General features: G+C 64.6%; 21 protein-coding genes. 12 read left to right on the top strand and 9 right to left on the bottom strand.

The window, feature by feature from the left end:
* Positions 1–57: 57 nt before the first annotated feature.
* Positions 58–1572 (bottom strand): aldehyde dehydrogenase family protein, encoded by a 1515-nt coding sequence (locus tag AB3G45_RS12610; RefSeq protein ID WP_367830884.1) that lies wholly within the window; start codon positions 1570–1572, stop codon positions 58–60.
* Positions 1573–1696: 124 nt separating this feature from the next.
* Between AB3G45_RS12610 and AB3G45_RS12605 the strand changes: the two genes are divergently transcribed.
* The 8 genes from AB3G45_RS12605 (at position 1697) to AB3G45_RS12570 (ending at position 9846) form a co-directional block, all read left to right on the top strand.
* The gene (locus AB3G45_RS12605; protein WP_367830883.1) at positions 1697–2398 is read left to right on the top strand and encodes a GntR family transcriptional regulator; all 702 of its coding nucleotides are present in this window, start codon (positions 1697–1699) and stop codon (positions 2396–2398) included.
* A gap of 299 nt (positions 2399–2697) precedes the next feature.
* Positions 2698–3429 (top strand): FadR/GntR family transcriptional regulator, encoded by a 732-nt coding sequence (locus AB3G45_RS12600; RefSeq protein ID WP_367830882.1) that lies wholly within the window; start codon positions 2698–2700, stop codon positions 3427–3429.
* Positions 3426–5012: an ABC transporter substrate-binding protein gene (locus tag AB3G45_RS12595; protein WP_367830881.1), complete on the top strand. Its 1587-nt coding sequence runs from the start codon at positions 3426–3428 to the stop codon at positions 5010–5012. Before AB3G45_RS12600 ends, AB3G45_RS12595 begins: the two co-directional genes overlap by 4 nt.
* Before the next feature lie 84 nt (positions 5013–5096).
* Entirely contained in the window at positions 5097–6056 is a 960-nt protein-coding gene (locus tag AB3G45_RS12590) for an ABC transporter permease (protein WP_367830880.1), read from the top strand.
* A 7-nt stretch (positions 6057–6063) separates the two neighbouring features.
* On the top strand, positions 6064–6933 hold the full coding sequence (locus AB3G45_RS12585) for an ABC transporter permease (RefSeq protein WP_367833568.1): 870 nt from the start codon (positions 6064–6066) through the stop codon (positions 6931–6933).
* A 20-nt stretch (positions 6934–6953) separates the two neighbouring features.
* Positions 6954–7871 carry a dihydrodipicolinate synthase family protein gene (locus AB3G45_RS12580; RefSeq protein ID WP_367830879.1) on the top strand — a complete coding sequence of 306 codons (918 nt, stop codon included), beginning with the start codon at positions 6954–6956 and terminating at the stop codon, positions 7869–7871.
* Between the two features lie 8 nt (positions 7872–7879).
* Positions 7880–8896, top strand: coding sequence for an ABC transporter ATP-binding protein (locus AB3G45_RS12575; protein WP_367830878.1), 1017 nt, complete (start codon positions 7880–7882; stop codon positions 8894–8896).
* Positions 8893–9846: an ABC transporter ATP-binding protein gene (locus AB3G45_RS12570; RefSeq protein WP_367830877.1), complete on the top strand. Its 954-nt coding sequence runs from the start codon at positions 8893–8895 to the stop codon at positions 9844–9846. The genes AB3G45_RS12575 and AB3G45_RS12570 overlap by 4 nt, the downstream gene beginning before the upstream one ends.
* A gap of 20 nt (positions 9847–9866) precedes the next feature.
* Here AB3G45_RS12570 and AB3G45_RS12565 read toward each other — a convergent pair whose 3' ends face one another.
* The 8 genes from AB3G45_RS12565 to AB3G45_RS12530 all read right to left on the bottom strand — a co-directional run bounded on the left by AB3G45_RS12565 (position 9867) and on the right by AB3G45_RS12530 (position 17794).
* Positions 9867–10850 carry an Ldh family oxidoreductase gene (locus tag AB3G45_RS12565; RefSeq protein ID WP_367830876.1) on the bottom strand — a complete coding sequence of 328 codons (984 nt, stop codon included), beginning with the start codon at positions 10848–10850 and terminating at the stop codon, positions 9867–9869.
* Entirely contained in the window at positions 10847–11971 is a 1125-nt protein-coding gene (locus AB3G45_RS12560) for a mandelate racemase/muconate lactonizing enzyme family protein (RefSeq protein ID WP_367830875.1), read from the bottom strand. Before AB3G45_RS12560 ends, AB3G45_RS12565 begins: the two co-directional genes overlap by 4 nt.
* A 133-nt stretch (positions 11972–12104) precedes the next feature.
* Positions 12105–12995 carry a glycine betaine ABC transporter substrate-binding protein gene (locus AB3G45_RS12555; RefSeq protein ID WP_367830874.1) on the bottom strand — a complete coding sequence of 297 codons (891 nt, stop codon included), beginning with the start codon at positions 12993–12995 and terminating at the stop codon, positions 12105–12107.
* 20 nt (positions 12996–13015) lie between these two features.
* The gene (locus AB3G45_RS12550; protein ID WP_367830873.1) at positions 13016–13774 is read right to left on the bottom strand and encodes an ABC transporter permease; all 759 of its coding nucleotides are present in this window, start codon (positions 13772–13774) and stop codon (positions 13016–13018) included.
* Positions 13771–14886, bottom strand: a complete 1116-nt coding sequence (locus tag AB3G45_RS12545; protein WP_367830872.1) for an ABC transporter ATP-binding protein — start codon at positions 14884–14886, stop codon at positions 13771–13773. The genes AB3G45_RS12550 and AB3G45_RS12545 overlap by 4 nt, the downstream gene beginning before the upstream one ends.
* Positions 14883–15545, bottom strand: coding sequence for an ABC transporter permease (locus tag AB3G45_RS12540; RefSeq protein WP_367830871.1), 663 nt, complete (start codon positions 15543–15545; stop codon positions 14883–14885). Before AB3G45_RS12540 ends, AB3G45_RS12545 begins: the two co-directional genes overlap by 4 nt.
* A 22-nt stretch (positions 15546–15567) precedes the next feature.
* The gene (locus AB3G45_RS12535; protein ID WP_367830870.1) at positions 15568–16248 is read right to left on the bottom strand and encodes an isochorismatase family protein; all 681 of its coding nucleotides are present in this window, start codon (positions 16246–16248) and stop codon (positions 15568–15570) included.
* A gap of 10 nt (positions 16249–16258) precedes the next feature.
* Complete coding sequence (locus AB3G45_RS12530) at positions 16259–17794, bottom strand: trimethylamine methyltransferase family protein (protein ID WP_367830869.1); 1536 nt, start codon at positions 17792–17794, stop codon at positions 16259–16261.
* A gap of 227 nt (positions 17795–18021) precedes the next feature.
* Between AB3G45_RS12530 and AB3G45_RS12525 the strand changes: the two genes are divergently transcribed.
* The 4 genes from AB3G45_RS12525 (at position 18022) to AB3G45_RS12510 (ending at position 24787) form a co-directional block, all read left to right on the top strand.
* The gene (locus AB3G45_RS12525; RefSeq protein ID WP_367830868.1) at positions 18022–18909 is read left to right on the top strand and encodes a LysR substrate-binding domain-containing protein; all 888 of its coding nucleotides are present in this window, start codon (positions 18022–18024) and stop codon (positions 18907–18909) included.
* 219 nt (positions 18910–19128) lie between these two features.
* On the top strand, positions 19129–21549 hold the full coding sequence (locus AB3G45_RS12520) for an FAD-dependent oxidoreductase (protein ID WP_367830867.1): 2421 nt from the start codon (positions 19129–19131) through the stop codon (positions 21547–21549).
* A 436-nt stretch (positions 21550–21985) separates the two neighbouring features.
* A complete protein-coding gene (locus AB3G45_RS12515) occupies positions 21986–23041 on the top strand; it encodes a dsDNA nuclease domain-containing protein (RefSeq protein ID WP_367830866.1) in 1056 nt (351 codons plus the stop codon).
* Between the two features lie 51 nt (positions 23042–23092).
* On the top strand, positions 23093–24787 hold the full coding sequence (locus AB3G45_RS12510) for a hypothetical protein (protein WP_367830865.1): 1695 nt from the start codon (positions 23093–23095) through the stop codon (positions 24785–24787).
* The last annotated feature ends 122 nt before the right edge of the window (positions 24788–24909 follow it).

Below are 24909 nucleotides of genomic sequence, written 5' to 3'. Positions count from 1 at the left end.
TCCGGACGCAAAACCGCTTCACACTTTTGCTGGAATTGCTCCTGCCGAAGCAGCCGGTTATGCGAACCAGGGCGCCGGGCGCCCGAGCGTGACATGCACGCCCTTGAACTGGGAATATTCGTCGAAACCGTAGCGGCCGAGTTCGCGGCCGAGGCCGCTCTTCTTGTAGCCGCCGATCGGCAGTTCCGGCGTGCCGTCGATCACGCTGTTGATCCAGCAGCGGCCGGCACGGATGCGGCGGATGCTCTGCAGCGCGTTTTCGAGATTGGTGGACCAGACGCAGGCCGAAAGGCCGAATTCGGTGGCATTCGCCATGGCGACCGCCTCGTCCGCCGTCTTGAAGGTGAGCGTCGAGAGCACCGGCCCGAAGATCTCCTCCCGGGCGATCGACATGTCGGGGGTGACGCCGGCAAAGACGGTCGGCGCATAATAGAGCCCGGCCTCCCTGCCGACCCTCTCGCCGCCGAGCAGCAGTTCCGCGCCGGCGGCGATGCCGGCCTCGACATAGGAATGCACCTTTTCCGTATGCGCCTCGGAGATCATCGCGCCGATCCTGGTGCGCTCGTTCAGCGGGTCGCCGAAGGTCACCTTGCGGGAAATGTCGAGGAGGCGTTCCATCAGCGCATCGCGCACGCTCTCCTCGACCAGCAGCCGGCTGCCGGAAATGCAGCACTGGCCGGCATTGTGGTAGACGCCGTAGGCGATGCCGTCGGCCGCCGCATCGAGGTCGGCATCGGCGAAGACGATCTGCGGCCCCTTGCCGCCAAGCTCCAGCCCGACGCGCTTGACGCTGCGCGCGGCGATCTCGCCGAGCTTGGTGCCAACGCGGACGGAACCGGTGAAGGCGACCATGTCGACGCCCGGGTCCTCCGCCAGCACCTGGCCGGCCGGATCGCCATAGCCCGTGACGACATTGAAGACGCCGTCCGGAATGCCGGCTTCGCGCGCCAGTTCCGCCAGGCGGATCGAGGTGCCGGAGGTGAATTCGGACGGCTTCAGCACCACCGTGCAGCCCGCGCCGATCGCCCACGGCACGCGCTCGCAGGCGATGATGAAGGGGAAGTTCCAGGGCGTGATGATGCCGACGACGCCGACCGGCTCGCGCAGCACGAGGCCGAGGCGATCGTCGCCGATATTGTTGTGGCTCTGGCCTTCGAGCGCGCGGGCCTGGCCGGCGGCATAGGACCACAGGTCGGCGCAGAAGCCGATCTCGCCGCGCGCCTGGGCGATCGGCTTGCCGACCTCCAGGCTTTCGGCCAGCGCCAGTTCTTCCTGATGCTGAAGGACGAGGTCCGCCACCTTGAACATCAGGCGCGAGCGCTCGGCGCCCGACATGCGCGGCCAGGGGCCGGTGTCGAAGGCCCGGCGCGCGGCATCGATCGCCAGGCGCACATCGTCCGCTGAAGCCTCCGGCCAGGTGCCGACCACGGCGCCGGCATGGCCGGGGCTGACGCGGTCGATCGTCCGGCCGGACGCCGCGTCCACGGACTTGCCATCGACAAGCATCCGATAGCGGGATTTAATATTCAGCCGCGGGTCACGGGAATCGGGAACAATGAAATTGGACAGCACTATCGTCTTAAGGCCGGCAGAATGGCGCCAGCCCCTCCCTGTTGATCCGGCCTCCAGGTTACCGGATTTCTGTTGCGTATGACTTGTATGGTACTGTATGGTGGCTTTAAATGGATGTCAACGCATGACGGCGGCAAAAGACGTGAACCTTGAATCCCTGAAGATCGACACCGGCGAAACCGCGGCAGCGCAAGTGGAGCGGGACCTGCGCGAATCCATCATCCGGCTGGAACTCGCCCCGGGCATGCGGCTTTCCGAACAGGAGATCGCGACCCGCATGGGGGTCTCGCGCCAGCCGGTGCGGGAGGCGCTGATCGCGCTGGGCAAATCGAAGCTGGTGAGCATCCGCCCCAACCGCGGCACCGTGGTCGTGCGCATCTCGGCGCGCCAGATGATGGAGGCCCGCTTCGTGCGCGAGGCGATCGAGACCGCCGTCGCCCGCCGCGCCAGCGAAGCCTTCGACACCTGGACCCGGCGCCGGATCGACGCGATCCTGACCCGCCAGAAGGCCGCGCGCGATGACGACGATCACAACGCCTTCCGCCGGGAAGACGAGCAGTTTCACATCGCGATCGCGGAGGGCGCCGGCTGCGCGCTGGCCTGGAACGCCATTTCCGACATCAAGGCCCATATGGACCGGGTCTGCAACCTGCAGCTCCGCCATCCCGATTCCATGACGCGGCTCGTCGCCGAACACGAGGCCATCATCGCGGCCATCGACACGCGGGACGCCGAGGCCGCCGCCGCCGCCATGCGCGGCCACCTCAACGGCATTCTCGCCGACCTGCCGCAGATCGAGGCGAACCACCCCGACCTGTTCGAGTAAGGTCCGGCGACGCATCCCTTCCTGACAAGCCCGTCACATAGGGAAAGAAACCCTCGCCTCCTCCCCCTTCTTCCCAGCGGGGAGAAGGGGAGAACGGCACCGTCCCAGGGCGATGCCCGCGCGAACGAACCCACCCTCTGAAAAAACATCAACAACCCATTTGCGCCGGGACCGCTTTGACGTATCCCGCAGGCGAACCGCTTATTGGCGGTTTCCATATCCAATTGACAGATATCCTACAAGTGGATAGACGTGGGCCCACTGTCTTTTCGGAGTCAAAAAGGCAACCGGAGACGAAGATGAACGTGAAGTCGATCAAGCCCCTGAAGCGCGCCCCCCTCCTGCATGTCTCGGTGCAGGAAAGCCTGCGCGCCTATATCGAGGACAACCGTCTCGATCCGGGCGCGCCCCTGCCGCCGGAGGGCGAGCTTGCAACCCAGCTCGGCGTAAGCCGCAACTCGGTGCGCGAGGGCATCAAGGCGCTGGAATCCGTCGGCGTGCTGGAATCGCGCCGCGGCATCGGCGTCTTCGTCAAGGCGTTCTCCTTCGAGCCCTTGCTAGAGAACCTCGCCTACGGCCTCGGCGGCGCGCTGAAGCAGATCGAGGAGGTCATCATCATCCGGCGCACGCTCGAGGTCGGCCTGATCGAGCGGACGCTGGAGGTAATCGGCGCCGACGACATCCGCGAACTGCGCGAGACCGTCGACCGGATGAAGGTCCGCGCGGAGAATGGCGAGAGCTTCCCGGAGGAGGACCGGCATTTCCACCAGCTTCTCTTCCGCTGCCAGGAAAACGAGGTCCTGCTGCGACTGATCGAGGTGTTCTGGCTGGCCTTCTACAAGGCGTCCGACTTCGTCAACCTCAACAATACCGACCCCATGCAGACCTGGCGCGACCACGCCGCCATCGTCGATGCCGTGGAGACGCGCGACCTCGCCGCCGCCAGGGACCGGCTCGACAAGCACTATGCCGGCATCACCCGCGTGATCGCCGACAACAAGACCACCGTTTCATCAGGGAGGATGACATGAATCTGAAGACCACACTTTCGGCGCTCGCCCTTTCGGCGGCCTTGCTCGGCGCCGTGCCCCTGGCACCGGGCAATGCCTTCGCCCAGGGCGGCACCATCTCGGGCGGCTTCGACGTCGGCCCGGGCGGCTTCCAGGGCAATTTCAATCCGCTGGCGGCGACGAGCGGCTTCACCTGGCTCGTCACCTATTTCGAGCCCCTGGTCATCTACGACGACAAGCTGGCGAAGATCGACGGCGCGCTTGCCGAAAGCTACGAGATCAGCGCCGACCAGAAGACCTATACCTTCAAGCTCGCCGACGCCAAATGGCACGACGGCAAGCCGTTCACCGCCAACGATGTCCGCTTCACGCTCGATCTCGCCCGCAACGAGAAGGCCGGCTCGGTCTTCGCCGCGCGCCTCGGCGTGGTCCAGTCCGTCGAGACACCGGACGACCATACGGTCGTCCTCACCCTGTCCTCGCCCGCGCCGAGCATGCTCGACACGCTGACCAAGGTGATGATGCTGCCGGAACACGCCCTTGCGTCGATCCCCGCCGAGCAGATCGCGAAACATGCCTGGTGGTCCACCGCGCCCATCGGCACCGGCCCGTTCAAGTTCACCAAATACGTTACCGACCAGTATGTCGAGCTCGCCGCCAATCCGGACTATCGCGGCGGCAAGCCGGCGGCCGACAAGCTGATCAACCGCTATTTCGCCGATCCGGCCGCCGCCATCGCGGCCCTGAGATCGGGCGAGATCCACTTCACCTATGTCGATTCCAACGACGTGTCGACCTTCAGCAGCGACAGCAATTTCAAGGTGATCGAAGGCGATTCCTACGTCGTCAACTATGTCGGCTTCAACCAGGAAGTGCCGCTCTGGCAGGACCTGCGCGTCCGGCAGGCCTTCATGTACGCGATCAACCGCGACGCCATCATCCAGAGCCTCTACGGCGGGGCGGCAAAGCCGGCGAACTGCGTCTACGTCGCCGACCAGCTCGTGCCCGGGGGTATCGAGACCTACGCCTACGACCCGGAAAAGGCCAAGCAGCTTCTCGCGGAGGCGGGCTGGGACAAGATCAACGGCGACAAGCCGATCACGATCCTGACCTACTATACCTCGCCGCTGGCCACCAACGTGCTCGCCGCCATGCAGGCCATGCTGTCGCAGGTCGGCATCAACATCGTGCCGCGCGCCGTCGACACGCCGACCTACAATTCGATCGTCTACCAGCAGTCGGGCAATGCCGGCGATTTCCCGCTGATCTATGCCGGCCTGCAGAACGGCCCGGACGCATCGAACATCAATATCGGCCTCAACGAGAAGCAGATCCCGCCGGCCGGCGCCAACATCATGCGCATCCGCATGGCCGCGGTGTCGGGCGCCCTCGACGCCGCCCTTGCCGAGACGGACGCCTTCAAGCGCGACGCCCGCTACCAGGACGTCTGCAAGGCGACCAATGCCGAGCTGCCCTGGGCGACCATGTGGGTCGCCAACCGCTACGGCGTCGCCTCGGCAAAACTCAAGGACTTCGCGTGGACCCCGGCCCCGGCCGGCGGCCCGTACCAGGCCCATGAGGAAAAGTGGTCGATCGCCGAATAGGCGCAGGCAAGAGGGCGCGGGGTCATCCCGCGCCCTTGCCGCCGGCCGCCTTCGGCCAGCCGCTCGATAAGGTGTTGAACCCGAATGCTACGCTACTGTCTCCATCGCCTCGTCGTGGGGCTTGCCATGCTGCTTGCGCTGACGGTGCTGATCTTCACGCTGTTGCAGCTGACGCCGGGTGATCCGATCGACGCCTATATCGATCCCAACGTCGCCATGACGAAGGAGGCGATGGACGCGCTGCGGGCGCGGCTCGGCCTCGACCAGCCGCTGCCCGTGCAATATCTCGCCTGGCTGTCGCAAGCCGCCCAGGGCAATCTCGGCCATTCCCTCCAGCGCTTCAACGAGACGGTGGCCGGCCTCATCCTCTCGCGCATCGGCCCGACCCTGCTTCTGATGGGCGCCGGGATATCCATCGCCATCGTCATCGGCATCGCCGGCGGCATCCTCGGCGCGGTGCGCCGCAACACCATGCCCGACTATTCCCTTTCGGTGCTGGCCCTGCTCGGCATATCGAGCCCCGCCTTCCTCACCGCTCTCCTCGGCCTCTACGTCTTTTCCGTGCGACTGAAATGGACGCCGTCGGGCGGCATGCTCACCCCGGCGACCGGCTTTTCGGTGGGCGACCTGCTGCACCACCTCATCCTGCCGGCGATCGTGCTGTCCATCGGCCATGCGGCGCTGATCATGCGCTACATGCGCGCCTCGATGCTCGAAGTGCTGAACCAGGACTATGTCCGCACCGCGCGCGCCAAGGGCGTCAAGGAATTCTGGGTCGTCACCAAGCATGCCCTGCGCAACGCGCTGCTGCCCGTCGTCACGCTGATCGGCTCGACCATCGGCCTTGCCATCGGCGGCGCCATCTTCGTCGAAAGCGTCTTCAACTGGCCGGGCATGGGCCTGCTGCTGATCAGCGCGGTGGAAACGCGAGACTATCCGGTCATCATGGGGGCCACCCTCGTCATCGGCGCCTGCGTCATCCTCGTCAACATCCTGACCGACCTTGCCTATGCGGTCATCGATCCGCGCATCAAGGTGGCCTGAGATGACGATGCCCGCCTCCCCTTCCTCCTCCGGACCGCTGGCGCGCGCCGCCGGCCGCTTCCTCCTCAACCGGGCGGCCCTCGTCGGCGTGGCGCTGCTCGTTCCGCTCGTCGCCGCGGTGCTGACCTATCCGCTGTGGATGCCCTACAAGCCCAACGACATCGACCTCCTGGCAATGAATACCGCCCCGTCGGCGGCCCACTGGTTCGGCACCGACGGCGTCGGGCGCGACGTGCTCGCAAGAACGCTGGAAGGCGGGCGGATCTCGCTGCTGGTCGCCGTCTCCTCCGTCGTCCTGTCGACGGCGATCGGCTTCCTCGTCGGCGCGGTCTCGGCCTTCGGCGGGCGCTTTGCCGATGCGCTCGCCATGCGCTCGGTCGACCTTGCCATGACGCTGCCGCCAGTGATCTTCCTCCTGGTCCTCGCCTCCATCGTCGGCTCGGGCATCTGGTCGACCGTCTTCGTCATCGCGCTCCTGTCCTGGCCGGTCCTGTCGCGGATGATCCGCGCGCGCCTTTTGGAACTGCGCGAGCGGGAATTCGTCATGGCCTCGCGCGGCATGGGCGCGGGCATCGGCCACCTGCTCTTCCGGCACGGCCTGCCCAATTCGATCGACATCCTCGTCGTCTACGCCACGCTGCAGGTCGCCAACGCCATCCTTTTGGAAGCCGGCCTTTCGTTCCTCGGCCTCGGCGTACCGCCGCCGGCGGCGAGCTGGGGCAACATGCTGAACACCGCGCGCTCCACCGCCGTGCTCGAACAGTTCCCCTGGCAATGGCTGTTTCCCGGCGGCGCGCTGGTGCTGGCCGTCCTTGCCATCAACTTCATCGGCGACGGTCTGAGGGATGCCTTCGACCCCCGCGCCGACCTCAATTGAAACCCTGGAAAGAGAAGCAAATGCCCCTGTTCTCCGGCGTCGTCCCCCCCGTCGTCACCCCCCTCAACGAGGATTTCTCCGTCGACTACGCCTCCTATACGCGCGTCCTCGAGCATCTGATCGACAGCGGCTGCCACGGCCTGTTCCCGCTGGGTTCGACCAGCGAGGTGGTGTTCTACGACGAGGCCGAGCGCCGCAGGATCCTCGAGCACACCGTGAAGGTGGCGAACGGCCGCGTGCCCGTCATCGCCGGCGCCATCGATCCGGCCACCGACCGCGTCATCCGCCATGCGCGCATCGCCAGGGAAGTGGGGGCCGATGCCGTCGTCGTCACCGCGCCCTTCTACACCATCACCAACCAAGCCGAGACGCTGGATCACTTCCGCATCATCCGCAACGCCGTCGATATCCCGCTGATCGCCTATGACATCCCGGTCTGCGTCCACACCAAGCTTTCCCGGCAGACCGTCGTGACGCTGGCGAAGGAAGGCACGATCGTCGGCCTGAAGGATTCCTCCGGCGACGACGGCAATTTCCGCTATGCCCTCAGCGACCTTGCCGGCACCCCGGACGTCTTCCTGATGACCGGCTCCGAGATCGTCGTCGACAGCGTGCTCGCCATGGGCGCGCACGGGGTCGTGCCGGGCCTCGCCAATGTCGATCCGGCCGGCTATGTCCGCCTGTGGGACGCCGCGCAGCGCGGCGACTGGCAGGCCGCCCGCAAGGAACAGGAGCGGCTCTGCCGGCTGTTCGAGATCGTCTGGGTCGCCGCCGGCCGCGTCAGCGGGGGGGCGACGGGCGTCGGCGGCTTCAAGACCGCCATGCGCAGCCTCGGCATCATCGCCACCAATGTCATGGCGCGCCCGCGCGCACCGCTCAACGAGGCCGAAGCCGGCCGGATCGACGAGATCCTGCGCTCCGTCGGCCTTCTTTCCTGAGGTTGCCGATGACGCCCGAAGCCATTCTCGAAATCAGCAACCTCAGGACCGTCTTTCGCGTGCGCGGCCGGGAGATCGCGGCCGTCGACGGCATCGATCTTGCCATCCACCCCGGCGAGACGGTGGCGCTGGTCGGGGAATCGGGTTCGGGCAAGTCGGTGACCAGCCTCTCCGTCATGCGGCTGCTGGCCCGCAGGATCGGCGTGATCGACCGCGGCGCGATCCGCTTCCGCGGCAAGGACGGCAGGACGAAGGACCTCGTCACGCTCGGCGAGGAGGAGATGCGGCAAATCCGCGGCAACGATATCGGCATGGTCTTCCAGGAGCCGATGACGAGCCTCAACCCCGTCTACACCGTGGGCGACCAGATCTCCGAATCGCTGCGCGTCCACCGGCGGACCGGCCGGCGCGAGGGCATCGAGGCGGCCGTCGGCCTGCTTGACAAGGTCGGCATTCCCGATGCGCGCCGCCGGGCGAGCCAGTATCCGCACGAACTGTCGGGCGGCATGCGCCAGCGCGCCACGATCGCCATGGCGCTCGCCTGCGATCCCACCCTGTTGATCGCCGACGAGCCGACCACCGCGCTCGACGTGACCATCCAGGCACAGATCCTCGACCTGATGCAGGCGCTGCAGCGCGAGCGCGGCATGGGCATGCTGTTCGTCACGCACAATCTCGGGGTGGTCGCCGAGATCGCCCACCGGGTGGCGGTGATGTATGCCGGCCGCATCGTGGAGAGCGGGCCGGTCGCCGACGTCTTCAGAACCCCGCGCCACCCCTATACGATGGGCTTGCTGAAATCGATGCCGCGTCTCGGCACGGCGAGCGCGATGAAACGGAGCGGCGAAAAGCTGCCCGCCATTCCCGGCATGGTGCCGAGCCTTGCCGAGCTTCCGGCCGGATGCGCCTTCGCGCCGCGATGTCCCTTCGCGATCGAGGCCTGCCGCCAGACCATGCCCGCGCTTTTGCCCGTCAACGACCGTCACGACAGCCGCTGCATCCGCTGGCAGGAGATTTCCGCATGAGCGCCGCGCCCCTCCTCTCCGTCCGCGGCCTCGCCAAGCACTACCAGACGCGCGGCGCGACGCTGAAGATCCTGGAAAACATCTCCTTCGACATCGCGAAGGGCGAGGTGGTGGGGCTGGTGGGCGAGTCGGGCAGCGGCAAGACCACCATCGGCCGTTCGGTCGTCCGGCTCATCGAGCCGTCGGCGGGCGCGGTCGTCTTCGACGGCGCCGACCTGACGAAGCTCTCGGGCGGCGAGATGCGCCGCCGGCGCCCGCGCATGCAATATATCTTCCAGGACCCCTATGCCTCCCTGTCGCCCCGCATGACCGTCGGCGAGATCCTGACGGAAGGCCTGAAGATCCAGGGCATCGGCTCGCGGGCGGAGCGGCTGGAGCGGGCAAGGAAGGCGCTCGAACAGGTGGAACTGCCGCCGGACGCCATCAACCGCTACGCCCACGAATTCTCCGGCGGCCAGCGCCAGCGCATCGGGATCGCCCGGGCCCTGACGCTGGCGCCGGATTTCATCGTCGCCGACGAGCCGGTCTCGGCGCTCGACGTCTCCATCCAGGCGCAGGTGGTGAATCTGCTGCGCGACCTGCAGCAGCGCCTGGGCCTGACCATGCTGTTCATCTCGCACGACCTTGCCGTCGTCGAATATATCTGCGACCGCGTCATCGTGCTCTATCTCGGCCGCATCATGGAGATCGCCACGAGCGAGGACCTCTATGCCCGCCCGCGACATCCCTATACGCAGGCCCTGATGTCGGCGATCCCCTCGCCCGACCCGGACGCCGCAAGGGCGCGCGAGATCCTGAAGGGCGATATTCCCAGCCCCGCCAACCCGCCGAGCGGCTGCGTCTTCCGCACCCGCTGTCCGAAGGCGCTCCCCGCATGCGCCACGGCCGTGCCGCCGCTGCGCGAAGTCGCGCCGGGCCACGTCAAGGCATGCATCCGCGACGACGTCTGACGGCGGGGCGTTCCCTCGCCTTAGCCGGGTGTCGAAAGCGCGACGGCCCTTTGCCAGAGATCCGCGTCGACCGCGACGGAGATATCGTCGCGCGATCGTCCGGGAAGCCGGACGCCCGCCGCGTCATGCGCGGCGACGAGGGCATCGACCGCGCCCGCAAAATGCTCCGCGGAGAAGGAACCGGGGTCGATCGCCAGCAGGAACTGGCCGACCCGCGGCGGTCCGCCCTCGTCGTTTCCGAACGGGCTCGCCTGCGCGCTGAGCGCCGAGCCTGCAAGCGCAGCGGCGAGGATTTCGATCAGCAGGGCGATATTGGCGCCCTTGCGCCCGCCGGCGGGCAGAAGCGTCCCGTCGAGACCGGCGGCCGGATCGGTCGTCGGCCGGCCGTGCCGGTCCTGCGCCCAGCCGGTCGGGATCGCCTCGCCTCGCCCGCGGCGCAGGATCATCTCCGTCTTCGTGACGGCGCTCATGCTCTGGTCGACGACGATGGGGGCGCCGTCCCGCACGGGCACGGCGAAAGCCATCGGATTGGTGCCGAACAACGCGCGCGTCGCGCCGGGCGGCGCGACGGAGGCGGGCGCGTTGGACAGGCAAAGACCGATCATGCCGCGCGCCGCGATCGGCAGGACGTGATGGGCGAGCGCGAGGCAATTGTAGGAATGGCGCACCGTCATGGCCGCAATCCCCATGGCCCGCGCCGCCTCGATCAGGGCCGGCGTGCCGGCCTCGATGGCAGGATGCGCAAAGCCGTCCCGCGCATCGACCGTGACCGCGGCGGACCGGACGGCCACGGAGGGAACCGCCTTGCCGTCGACCTTGCCGATCTGCAGGTGCCGGCAGAAGATCGGCAGGTAGAACAGGCCGCAGACCCGGTTGCCGTCCGCCTCGGCCTTCGCGATGGCGGCGGCGACGGGACGCGCATTTTCCGGGTCCGCCCCGTGGCCGGTCAGGGCCGCAAGGCAGACCGCCTCGATCTCCCCCTTCGAGACCGCGAGCGTGGTCATCGGCCTGCCGCGTAGCGCCGCTCACCCTCGGCGACGAGATCGTCCGCCAGCGCGAAGCCGAGGCCGGGCTTGCGGAATGCGTCGAGCCAGCCGTTCTTCGGGGCGAGGTCCGGCGTGGCGACGATATCCTTCTGCACGAGCTGCCACATGATCTGGTTGCCGTCGTCGAGATTGGGAATGGCAAGCCCGATATGGTGCTCGGCGCAGGTCGTGATGCCCGTCGTGAAGGACGAATGGATGCAGATCTTCAGGCCGGCCGATTCGGCGACGGCGGCCGCCTTCATCATCGGCTGGATGCCGCCGATCTCGCGCGGGCCGATGCAGATCATGTCGGCCGCGCGCTGGCGGCAGATCTCATAGACGTCGTAGAGCGTGAAGGCCGCCTGGTCGGCGACGATCGGTATGCCGACCTTCTCGCGGACATGGGCCATGGCCGGAATGCTCCAGCTGACGGTCGGCTGCTCGATGAACTCGATATCGTATTTCTCCAGCTTGCGACACATGTTGATGGCCTCGTGCACGCTCCAGCCCTCGTTCGCATCGAGGCGCAGGCGCGCATCGCCGATCTCGCGGCGGACGGCGGCGGTGATTTCGAGATCCAGCTTCTCGCCGCGGCCGACCTTCAGGTAGAAGACGCGCTCGCCGTTCGCATGGCCCGCGGCCGCGTCGCGGGCAAGCTCCTCCGCCGTCTCGCCCTGGAGGAAATAGAAGTAGCCGACCGCCTCGCGATGGGCTCCGCCGAGGAGCTGGTGGACCGGCAGGCCGGCAAGCTTTCCCTGCAGATCCCACAGCGCCATGTCGATGCCCGAGAACATCTGGTTGGCGGCGCGCATGATATTGGCGCCGTGGCCGAGATATTCCCGGTGGAAGATACGGGCGATGAGGGGCGCGACGTCATGGGGCGAATGACCGACGAGATGGCCGGCAAGCCGGGCGAGGATCGCCGCCGTGCCCGTCTGGTCCGGCGCGACCGTGCATTCCCCGATGCCGACCGTGCCGTCGTCCGCCTCGATCTCGATGAGGTTGACGGCAAAGGATTCGCGGATCCCGTAGGACCAGTGATAGGGCTGCCGCAACGGCAGGACCAGCGGGCGGACGCGGACATTCGTTATTCTGACCATTCCATCAATTCCTTGGAAATGCGATCGGCAGGGTCGGGCCGCCCAGCATGGGGCGGACGCGCGGTGGTGTTCACTGCGTCCGCCCGGCGCTGCGGGCGGGCGGACGCTGTTCCTTGTCGGCGAACTTCGCCGATCAGATGCCGAGCGATTTCAGATAGTCGGCAGCCACGGTCTCGATCGTCTTCTTGTCCACGTCGACCTCGCTGTTGAGGCGCTGCATCGTCGCATCGTCGAGCTTGGTGGACACGGCCTCGAGGAGGCCCTTGAGGTCGGGATTGGCGTCGAGCACCTCCTTGCGGACGACCGGCGTCAGCGCGTAGTTGGGGAAGAAGCCCTTGTCGTCCTTCAATGCCTTCAGCTTGAGGGCGGCGATCTGGCCGTCGGTGGCCTGCGCGGCGATGGTGTCGAGATCGCCGTTGGCAAGCGCATTGTAGGCAAGGCCGAGATCCATCGGCCGGACATTGGCGCGGCCCGCCTCGAAACCGTAGACCTCCTGCAGGCCGATCAGGCCGTCGGGACGCTTCGGAAACTCCGCCGTCGTGCCCATGAGGATTTCCTTGCCGTCATTATAGGCCTTGGCGAGATCGGAGATCGTCTCCATGCCCTCGGTCTTGGCATTGTCCGGCCGGATGACATAGGCATAGGTGTTGTTCGCCGCGGACGGCGCCAGCCAGACGAGGCCCTTCTCGCCGTCGAGCTGCTTGACGCGGTTGTAGGTCTCCTCCGGCGAAAGGCGTTCGGTCACCTTGTTGAAGGTGATGAGCGACGTGCCGGTATATTCCCAGTAAAGATCGACCTCGCCGTTCTCCAGCGCGGCGCGGACGATCTTGGTGCCCATGCCGTCCTTCTTGTCGACGGTATAGCCCTTGCTCTCCAGGAGCTGCTTGGTGAGCTCGGCGAGGATCAACTGTTCGGTGAAGTTCTTGCCGCCGACGGTCAGCGTGGCGGCAAGGGTCGAACCGGCAGCAAGCGCGATTGCTGCGGCCGAAAGCAGTGTCTTGGCGATTTTCGGTATGAAGGTCATTTCGGTTCCTCTCTCTTCTTTTATTTCAACGGATTTATGCCTCGCGGAACGAGGTGGTACTGGATCTGGCCGAACAGGAAGTCGACCAGGACCGCAATCAGCGCTGTCGGGATGGCTCCGGCCAGCATCATCGGCAGTTCGTCCAGGGAAATCCCGGTGAAGATCAGCTCGCCGAGCCCGCCGGCGCCGATCAGGAACACCAGGGGCGCGGAGCCGACGCAGATCGCCAGCGCCGTGCGGATGCCGCCGAAGATCACGAAAAGCGCATTGGGAAGCTCCACCCGCCAGAGCACCTGGCGCGGCGTCATGCCCATGCCGGTCGCCGCCTCGATGAGATAGGGCGGGACCGCACGCAGGCCGGCATAGGTGTTGCGCACGATGGGCAGCAGCGTCGCGGCCCACAGGCCGAAGACCGCCGGCACCGTCCCGATGCCGAGCACCGACATGGACAGGGCCAGGATCGCCAGCGTCGGCACGGTGCTGCCGATATTGAACACCTGCATCAGCCCTTCCGAGACGGTCCGGAAGGCCGGGCGCGACAGGACGACGCCCGCGGGCACGGCGGCGAGAATGGCAAGCCCCCCCGCCCAGGCAACCAGTTCCAGGTGCTGGACGGTCAGGAAGGAGATGTCGTCGGAATAGGCAAGGATCTCCTCTACCATGCCGCTCCACCAGAGCCAGGCGAGCGCGCCGGCGAGCACGACGGTCGCGACCGCGGGAGCGATCGCGACGCGGCGGCGCGGCGGCGAAACGCCAGCAAGGGTGGACGGTACGCTCATGCCCCCTCCCCGTGGCCGAGATGGTGCACGATGGACCGGTAGCTCATCACGCCCGCCATGCGGCCGCCTTCGTCCACGCAGGGAAGGAGCGGCATGTTGTGGGCGAACATCAGGGATACGGCCTGCCGCAGGTCCGCGCCCGTCGGGACCGCGGCCGCGACCGGCCCCGCATGGTCGGAGACGATGCCGGAGCGTTCCTCGGCCACCTCCGCCGTCAGGAGGAAGCGCGGGGCGCCCAGCTCGTCGAGCACGAAGGCGGCGGCGCTGCGGGCGGCGCGCATGCGCTGGAGCGCGTGCTCGATCGAATCCGATCCCGCCACGGTGACGAAACCGGTCTGCATGGCGTCTGCGACCGAAACGAGCCGCAGGCGCTTCAGCGCCCGGTCAGAACCGAGGAAGTCCTCGATGAAGCCGTTGGCGGGCCGCGCGAGCAGGTCGTCCGGCGCGGCATATTGCTCAAGCTTGCCGCTGCGGAAGATGGCGATCCTGTCGGCCATCTTCACCGCCTCGTCGAGGTCGTGCGAGACGAAGATGATCGTCTTGCGGATCGCCTGCTGCATCTTCAGGAACTCTTCCTGGATGACCTCGCGGTTGATCGGATCGATCGCGCCGAAAGGCTCGTCCATCAGCATGACCGGCGGATCGGCCGCCAGCGCCCGCAGGACGCCGACGCGCTGCTGCTGGCCGCCGGAAAGCTCCTTGGGATAGCGCTTGAGGAAGATGTCGGGCTGGAGCCCCACCAGTTCGAGCAGTTCCTTCGCCCGCGCCCGCGACCGGCGCCGGTCCCAGCCGAGCAGGTCCGGCACGACGCAGATGTTCTCCTCGATCGTCTTGTTGGGAAAGAGGCCGATCTGCTGGATCACGTAGCCGATGCTGCGCCGCAGCTCGATCGGATCGACCGCGCTGGTATCCCGGCCGTCGATGAAGACCTTTCCGCTCGTCGGCTGGATCAGCCGGTTGATCATCTTCATCGTCGTCGTCTTGCCGCAGCCCGAAGGGCCGAGCAGCACGCAGATCTCGCCGGTGGGAAGATCGAGGCTGATATTGTCGACCGCGACGAACGGGTCGTGTGCCGGACCGAACTGCTTCGTCAGGTTTTCCAAGCGGATCATTGTGCTGCCACTCCCTGGATGCCGCGCGAGGTGAGAAGGCGCTGCACCAACGCCAGGAAGAGGTCGGCGGCGATGGCGAGCAGGGAGACGGCCAGCGCGCCGGTCACCAGCTGGCGGGGATCGGACTGGCTGATGCCGCGCGAAATGAACGTGCCGAGGCCGCCCGCGCCGATATAGGCGGCAATCGCCGTGACGCCGATGTTCATCACCACGGCCGTGCGCACGCCGGCCATGATGACCGGGATGGCAAGGGGGATCTCGACATGGCGCAGGCGCTGCCATGTGCTCATGCCCATTCCCTGTGCCGCCTCGCGCAGCGCCGGATCGACATTGGTGATGGCCGTATAGGTATTGCGGATGATCGGCAGCTGCGAATAGAGCACCACCGCCACCACCGCCGGAACATAGCCGATGCCGTGGCCGATCGGCGAGAGAAGCGGGATCATCAGGCCGAACAGCGCGATGGACGGAATGGTGATCATCATCGACGCGATGTAGAGCACGGTATCGGCCGTGCTCTTCGACTGCGTGATGGCGATACCGATCGGAACCGCCGTCGCGATCGCGATCCCCACCGCCACGAAGACGATCGAGATGTGCTCGATCCCGCGCGCGGCGATGACGTTCAGGTTGGCGATGATGAAATTGACGATCTCCATTCGTAAGCGTGTGCCTTCCCCGCTAGAGTTGCTCGTAAAGTGTGGCGGCGTTCTCGAATGTGAAGCGCAGCGGCACCGATCCCTCGACCTGCCAGGCCTCGACGGTGCCCCCGTCCATGAGCGCGCAGGCGGCTTCCGTGTCGACGACCGCACCGCCGTAGAGGCGGTTCGCAAGGTTCAGGATGCCGGCCTGGTGCATGGCGATGCCGCCGCTGCCGCAGGCATCCTTGACGAGCAGCACGCGCAGGCCGTGATTGACCGCATCCTTCACGGTCGCGTCGACGCAGGCCTCGGTCCACACGCCGGCCACCGCCAGCCATTCCACGCCGCTTTCCCGCAGTTCGCCGAGGAGCGGGCTCTTGCCGAAGGCGCTCGCCTCGTTCTTGAGGAGGATGCGCTCGCCGTCGAGCGGCGCGACGTCGGGACATATCGCGGTCAGCGGGTCGTCCTTGTCGCTGAAGGCCGAGCGCCCATCCGCCCCGACCGGATGGAAGGGCCGGTCGAGCGTCGCGAGATCGACGATATAGGCGCAATGATAGACCGCAACGCCGTTGCGACGCGCCGCATCCTGAAGACGCCGGGCGTTCAGCAAGGTCGTGCCGTAGCCTTCGACGAGGTAGCGCGTATCGCGCCGATGCTCCTCCTGGAGATCGATGAACAGGGCGGCGGTCTTCGACGGGTCGAGCCGGAGCGGCTTCCTCATGCAGGCCTCCCTATGGTTCGCCGGCGCCGATTTCGGCGCGGCGGCGGATCATGTAGGTATCCAGTTCCTCGCGAACGGCCGGGTCGAGCACCGGCTCCTCGTATTCGCGCAGGGCCTGCTGCCAGATATCCGTCGCCCGCTCCAGCGCATCGCGCCCGCCCGCTTCCTGCCAGCTGCCGTAGTTCTGCCAGTTCGACAGCATCGGCTGGTAGAACGCGGTCTCGTAGCGCGCCATCGTGTGTTCGGAGCCGAAAAAATGTCCGCCGGCCGGCACCGACCTGATGGCCTCGAAACCGAGATCGTCCTCGGAGAACGGCATGGGTTCGAGGAAGCCCATCATGTTCTGCAGGATCTCCACGTCGAGCACGAGCTTTTCGTAGGAGGCCGTCAGCCCCCCTTCGAGCCAGCCGGCCGCGTGGTAGATGAGGTTCGCGCCGCCCAGCACCGCGCCCCAGGTCGCCATTTCCGTCTCGTAGGCGGCCTGGAGGTCGACCACGTTCGATGCATTGGCGTTCGACGTGCGGTAGGGGAGCTTGTAGCGGCGGGCGAACTGGCCGGCGATGATGTTCGCCTTGGCGTTCTCCGGCGTGCCGAAGGCCGGCGCGCCCGACCGCATGTCGACATTCGACGTGAAGGCGCCGTACATGACCGGCGTGCCGGGATTGACGAGCTGGGCCAGCGTGACGCCGAACAGCGCCTCGGCATTCTGCTGGCACAGCGCGGCGGCGAGCGTCACCGGCGTCATGGCACCCATGAGCGTGAAGGGCGTGATCGTGACCGGCTGGCCGTGTTCGGCCATGGCGATCAACCCGTCCGCCATCGCGTCGTCGAACAGCCGAGGCGAATTGACGGAGATGATGGTGATGACGCCGGGCGACCGGCGCATCTCCTCCAGGCTGATGCCGCGGGCGATGGCCATCATGTTGATGCCGTCGACCGCGCGCCCGCGGCCGATCGCCGTGCAGTGGAAGCACAGATCGCTGAGCGTGACGTTGGCATTGTAGGTATCGAGGTGGCGCGAATTGGCCGGCAGCTCGATCGGCGCACACACCTGGTTGCCGAGGATGTGGATGGCGTTGAAGTGGTGGGCGAGCCTGGTGAAGTTCCGGTAGTCTTCCAGGTTACCCTGCCGGCGACCGTTGATCCGGTCATGCACGTTCGGCGGCCCCGCGACGAGGCCGAACGCCATGGTGTTGCCGCCGATGGTCAGCCGTTTGGCGGGGTTGCGGCTCGTCAGCGTGAAGGAGGACGGCGTCGTCGCCAGCGCGGCATTTACGATGGATTCGTCGATCCGGATCGTCAGGTTGTCGCGGTCGACGATGGCGCCCGCCTTTTCGAACAGCGCCATGGCCTTTTCGCTCATGACCCGTATCCCGATGTCGGACAGGATGCGCATGGAGTTGCGGTGCAGCGCCTCGAGTCGCTCCTCGTCCAGAATCTGCATGGGCGGATAGGTGTTGACCACCTCCTGCCATGGCAGCTGCGTGATGCCGCCTCCGCCACGCCCGGCCCGCGATCGCCGTCCGCCGCCCCGTCTGTCGCTCATGAGAAGCTGCCTTTCCTGCGCTTTCACCCGTTGTCGGAAAGGGACCGGCCCGATCCCGGATGCAGCGCTCGTTATGTTCCACCTCGGCGAAACTATGGCCAATCCGGCACCGGTCTTCACACGATAAGTTCGGCGGCAATGACCAAGAAAAACGATGTCATGGCACAGGCACGACTTGCACCCGGCCGGGCCGGCGGACTAGCTTGCGGCAAAAAGGGGAATGCCATATGAAAACGCCGGCGCCGTTGAACTATATCCGATCCTTCGAATGCTCCGCCCGCCACCTCAGCTTCACCGAAGCGGCCAACGAGCTCGGCTATACGCAGGCCGCGATCAGCAACCATGTGCGCGCGCTCGAGCAGTATCTCGGCCGCCAGCTCTTCATCCGCTATCCGCGCAGCCTCAAGCTGACGGAGATGGGCGAGGCGTTCCTTCCCACCCTGCGGCAGGCGCTGAACCAGATCGATTTCGCGACGGAGGCCGTGCTTGCGGCGGCCCGCAACAAGACGGTGGTCATCTCCTGCCCGACCAGCCTTGCCGAGAACTGGCTGGCGCGCTGCATCGCGGGCTTCAGCCGGAAGCATCCCGATGTCGAGATCCTGCTGCACGGCACGATCTGGGAGGATTCGACGGAGCAGATCGCCGATATCCTGATTTCCATCCGCCGCTACGACAATATGCCGTCAAACGGGCTGCCCCTGTGGAACGACCGCCTCGTGCTCTTGTGCGCACCGCAGCTCGTGCACGGACAGAACCCGATCAAGACGCCGGAGGATGTCCTCAAATCGAACTGGATCGCCGTGCACGGGCGACAGGAATTCTGGCAGGAGATGGCCGATGCCCTTGGCATAGACGCCTCGGCCAACGACAAGCGGCTGTCCACCAACTCCACCAACATCGCGCTGGAAATGGCCGCGAGCGGCGCCGGCTGCATCGTCACCACGCAATCGCTCGCGCAGATCTATGTGGAACGCGGCTTGCTCGTCGAACCGTTCGAGACGAGGGCGCGCAGCGCGTGGAACTACTATCTCGCCGAAGGCCGGCCCTCGAAGGGAACGACCGCAGCCAGGGTGCGCGACTGGATCATCGCCGAGGCGCAGGCGGTCATCGGCTAGGCCGGACGCGCAAAGGCCCAGTTCAGACTAGCGCAGACCCTTCCGGCAACAAACGAAAATAGCGGGATCAATGACCTCGTTTTATTTGCCCATCACGCGCCGAAAGACGGCGTTTTCGCCCTCCGGCCGGCTTTTGGAAGAAACGGACCACCCCTAAACTGAAGCCGCCGGTGGAGGGCTGCCGGTCGCAGGCATCAATCAGTTCAAGGCTGGCATTTCATGCGCTCCCACGCTCAAGCGGTCGTCATCGGCGGCGGTCTCATCGGTTGCTCCATCCTCTACCATCTCACCAAGTTCGGCTGGTCCGACGTCGTCCTGCTGGAACGCAGCGAGTTGACCTCGGGTTCGACCTGGCATGCGGCGGCGAACATCCACGGCCTGCATGATTCCACCAATATCAGCCTGCTGCAGCACTATACGATGGCGCTCTACAAGGAGCTGGAGGTCGAGACGGGCCAGGGCTGCGGCATCTTCCAGCCGGGCTCTCTCTATCTCGCCCAGACGGAGGCGCGCGAGCACCAGCTTCGCCTGCAGGAGGCCAAGGCCCGCCGCTACAAGATGAATTTCCACGAGGTCAGCCGGGACGAAGCCGAACGCCTGCATCCCCTCGTCAATTTCGACGGCATCCGCTGCATCATGTACGAGCCGGATGGCGGCAATGTCGATCCGTCGGGCGTGACGATGGCCTATGCGGCCGGCGCCCGCCAGCGCGGCGCCGAGATCCACCGCTTCACCCCCGTCACCGCCACGCTGGCCCAGCCGGACGGCAGCTGGATCGTGCAGACGCCGAAGGGCGATATCCGGACCGACTGGGTGGTGAACGCCGCCGGCCTGTGGGGCCGCGAGGTCGCCGCCATGGCCGGGCTCGACCTGCCGCTGATCCCGACCGAGCACCAGTATTTCGTCACCGAGACCATTCCCGAGATTGCCGCGCTCGGCCGGCGCCTGCCCTCCGTCGCCGACCGCGACGGCGAATATTACCTTCGCCAGGAGGGGCTCGGCCTCCTCATCGGCGCCTATGAGCGTGACATGCGTTTCTGGGCCGAGAACGGCACGCCGCTCGGCTTCGGCCACGAACTCTTTCCCGACGACCTCGGGCGCATCGAGGAAAACATGATGCGCGCCATCGATCGCGTCGCGGTCGTCGGCACGGCCGGCATCAAGCGCGTGATCAACGGGCCGATGATCTGGTCCCCGGACAGCGCGGTCCTCTTCGGCCCCGTGCCGGAATTGAAGAATTACTTCTGCTGCAACGGCATCATTCCGGGCTTCTCCCAGTCCGGCGGAATGGGCAAGCTGGCGGCGGAATGGATGATCGACGGCGAGCCCTCGCTCGACATGTTCCCCTGGGACGTCGCCCGCTTCGGCCGCTGGGCGGACAAGGCCTTCACGAAGGCGCGGGTCGAGGATCAGTACAGCCATCGCTTCAAGATCCATTTCCCCAACGAGGAGCGCGCGGCAGGCCGCCCGGTGCGCACCCGCCCGGCCTACGAGACCCAGAAGGCGATGGGCGCCGTCTTCGGCCTCAATTTCGGCTGGGAACATCCCCTCTGGTTTTCCGCCGACGGGGAACCGAAGGAGGAGACGACCGGCTTCACGCGCCAGAACTGGTGGGCGCCGGTCGGCCGCGAGGCGCGCATGCTGCGCGAGAATGCCGGCATCATCGACATTTCCAACTTCGCCAAATACGCCGTGAAGGGACCGGGCGCCGCGGACTGGCTGAATGCCGTCTTCGCCAACCGCATGCCGCGCGAGACCGGCCGCTCCTGCCTGACGCCGCTCATCGGCAAGCGCGGCGGCATCGCCGGCGACTTCACGGTGACGAAGCTCGGCGAGGACGATTTCATGGTCTTCGGCTCCGGCATGGCCGAGCGCTATCACCAGCGCTTCTTCAACGCCGTACCCTTGCCGGAAGGCACCGGTTTCACCTCGATGACGGAACGCCTCTGCGCGTTCAATGTCGCCGGGCCCAAGTCGCGCGATCTCCTGACGCGCCTGACGAATGAGGATCTCTCCAACGAGCGCTTCCCCTTCCTGCGCTCCCGGCGAATGGTGGTCGCCGGCGTCGAGGTCGTGGCGCTGCGCGTTTCCTTCACCGGCGATCTCGGCTGGGAACTCTATTGCAGGCGCGAGGACCAGGTCGTCCTCTACGACGCGCTCCTGAAGGCCGGCAAGGATCTCGGCGCCGGCCCCGTCGGCTCGCGCGCCCTCGCCTCCCTTCGCATCGAAAAGGGCTACGGCAGCTGGAGCCGGGAATATTCGCCGGAATACTGGCCGCAGGAAAGCGGCCTCGACCGGCTGGTCAAGACCAAGGAAAACGCCTTCCTCAACGAGGAGGCCTACCGGAAAATTGCCGACAGGGAGCCCCGGCAGCGCCTTGCGATGATCTCCATCGACACCGCAGATGCGGATGCCACGGGCGGCGAACCCATCTTCCTTGCCGACGGCACGCCGATCGGCCAGGTCTCTTCCGGGGCCTACGGCTATACCGTCGGTCTCTCCCTCGCGCTCTGCTACATCAAGGCGGATGCGGCAGGACCGGGAGACACGGTCAGCGTCGCCATCCTCGGTCGCCCCCACGCGGCCACCGTCCTCGCCGGGCCTCCGTTCGACCCCGACGGCGTGCGGCTGCGGATGTAGGCGCATCGGAGCGCTTGGTCAGGCGCGGGCCGAACGCGCGCCCTCCATCGCCATCACATTCAGAAATTCGGCACCTAGATAAGTGTAGCTCGTCACATTCGACGATTTTCTCGCCTTTGAAAACATTGATCTTTCGTTGGGCTGTCGTCAACAACGCCGTACACCGTCGTCACATTCGTTGCTCCCACGGACCCGTTTTCTCACATTCGATAATCCCGATGGCCGCACTAGGTAAGATCGCCTGACATGCAGCGGAGAAACTGTTCTGAGAATCCGAATATTTTCTCAAGGTTGACGGCTCGCTTCGCCAATGGCAGCGGGCAACTCTTGCTTCCCTTATTCGGATAACTTGCGCTGAACGAAAAGGCCAATAAGGTGCGTTCTCAGCACGGGCTTGAAAACCGGCGGCAGACGCGAAGGCTGGGCGGAGGACTTCTTGACGATAATCGAAAACCTGCTGACGGTGCCCGAGCGGGAAAACGGTGGGCGGACGGCTTATGACCGGTTCGATTACCAGACCGCCTGGGGGCTTATGAAGGTGATCTCGCTGCATTCTTCCGGCGCGGATTATGCGGTGGCTTTTGAATTCCACGATGACATTGCCGAGTTGGACAATCTGTCGTCACCGACACGATTGAGCTTCTACCAAGTCAAGACGACGAAAAGCCCAAGTTGGAGCTTGGCGAAGATCGGCCAGCGCACAAAATCAGGCGAAACCAGAAAACCATCCTACGCAGGAAAGATGTTCGATAACGTAGAGCGTTTCGGACCAGCCGTGGACAAGGTGGTCTTCGTCAGCAACCGACCATTGTCAGAGATGTCCAGCGAACTGGCCGAGGCTCCGTTCAGTGCCGCCGAAAAAGCCAAGCTCGACAAATTCATTTCGGCGCTGGAGAGTGAGTGTTCAGGGTTTAAATCGACAGATCACCTGCAGCTTTTCCGTTTCTCGGATTGCGGTCTGCATCTCGACACTTATGAGCAAACGGTGTTGGGCGCTGTGACGAAGTTTCTTGAAGACACGATAGGAAGCGGGGTGGATTCCCGTGCGTTCAATTTTATCCTTGTCGACGAATGCAGGCAGAGGTCAAAGAAACTGGCCGACCTGACAGGCATCGACGAGCTGAAGTCGTCAAAGTTTCTGACCCGGGGCGATATAGCGGAGAAGTTGGAGTCGTTCCAGAAGCGTCGCCAGCATCGCCCTGAATGGAGTTCGGTGGTGCCGTACCTTTCTCTGCAATTCGCACAGGCTGCGCGGATCGAAAGGGAGTGGCGCAACTACGAGATGTCGCGTCTTGAAAGACCTTACGCGGCAGGTATCGAGTTCGCTGACGAGGTCAAGAATATTGTTGTCCCCATCATGGAAGCGGCTTCTACTATGTGGGAGGGCGTCTCACAGGCGTTACCCAGTGTCCGAAGCCTTATACGGCAAAGGTTCGGCGAGGTTACCGAGGATTTCGAGCGTGCCGTCATACTCTACGAGTTCAAGCGATGAGCGCGACTGACAAGTACCAGCTGCTGATACGAAATCTGAGAAGAAAAAACGATGAAAAACTTGCGCTTCGAAAAGCTGGAATTGTTGTCGCTCGTCGAGAGGACGGCGAGGACGATAAAGTTCCATCCGAAGCTGACGGTGATAAAAGGTCCGAATGACGTCGGCAAGTCGTCTGTAATCAAAAGCCTCTATTGGGCGTTTGGGGCAGCGCCCAAATCGATCCACAGGAAGTGGAATGAGGCCAAGGTGAAAGCCTTGGTTACCTTCACGATTGATGGTGTCAGGTATTCAATCCTTCGGAGCGGAGACACCATCGCGGTGTTTGACGATCAGGATCAGGTGCTCATCTGCACCAGAAATATCACGAAGGAACTCGGACCGTTCATCGCCGACAAACTCAGGTTCGGGCTTGTCTTTTCAAATCGGCAAGGCGAGCCGGAGATACCGCCACCGGCATTCGCGTTCCTTCCATTCTACGTGAACCAGGAAGGCGGATGGGAGAAACCCTTTAACTCCTTCGACCATCTCGGCCAGTACACCGATTTCAAGAATTCCGTGATCGATTACCACTCAGGTATTCTCGGCAACGAATATTACGAACTGGCCGCTGAGAGACGAAAGCTCAAGCTTGAACAGGAGGTACTTGCTGGCGAGCGTCGAACCATCGGTAAGGCTGTGGAAAAACTCGGACTTGAGGCTGATTTTTCAGGTCTTGAGCTTACCCTCGCGGACCATGAAGATGCCATAGAGGGATTGCTGGCCCGGCTCAAAGACATACGCGAAATTAGGCAGCGTCGTGCTGCTCAGCTTGCAGACGTGCTCGATCAACGAAGTGCATTGGACAGTCAGGTCCGCATCGCAAAACAGGCGATATCCGAACTTGAGAAGGATGCGAAATTTGCCGCTTCCCTGGATAGCACGGAAATTCTCTGCCCGACGTGCGGGACCCTTCATCAGAACGACTTTGCCAACCGCTTCGGCATTCTCGACGACCGCGAGGCGTGCTTCGAGTTTCTGACGCGTAGCCATCAAGAAATGCGTAAGTTGTCAGAAGCTGTGTTGCAGGCCCAGTTCGAAGTCCGTGACGCCGACAAAGCTATCGCGGAAATCCAGGGGCAATTGGACGAGAAACGAGGTGCCGTCAGCCTAAGAGATGTGATCGAGATGGAAGGTCGCCGCGCTGCCGCGGGGCTTTTTGACGAGCAACTGCGTGACCTTGATGAACAGATCGGTAACTTCGCCAGTCGCATCTCCGATATTGAAGACAAGCAGGAGACCTTCAAGGACAAGAGTCGCCGTGAGAAAATCGAAAGCTTCTATGCTCAGCTTATGTTGCGATATCTGAAGGAGTTGGATGTCGCGGCCATAGATCATGCAGCTGTATCCAAGATCAACGGCCGCATTAGCGACACCGGAAGCGATCAGCCGCGTGCTGTTTTGGCATACGATCTTGCGTTGCTCAGGACGATCTACGAATTCGAAGGGTCTTTCACCGCGCCCATGGTTTTCGACAGCCCCAACCAACAAGACCAGGACGCGGCGAACGTCGCTGCTATGATCAAGCTCATAATTTCGGAACGCCCGGAAACTGGTCAGACCATCCTTGGGACGGTATCGATGCATGGGGTGGAGGTGAAAGACGGTGACGTGCTGGAATTCAGCCAGAAGCTCTCAGTTCTGAGAGCGGAAGAGTTCGATCTGATGAATGATCGAATGCAGCCGTTCTTCAATCAGATGCAAGCCTGAACAAGAACCGTGAACGGGATGGAGTTGACAATTCTTATTTAAGCAAGCCTGCTTCGCTAACGGCAACGAGATTCTTCTGACTTTTAATAAAAAACGCACTGCGCGGACATAAGGATGGTCTT

Source organism: Shinella sp. S4-D37 (genome assembly GCF_040812195.1).
Classification (GTDB): domain Bacteria; phylum Pseudomonadota; class Alphaproteobacteria; order Rhizobiales; family Rhizobiaceae; genus Shinella.
Note: the sequence above shows the minus strand (reverse complement) of the source record. Positions and strands in the feature narration are given on the sequence as shown.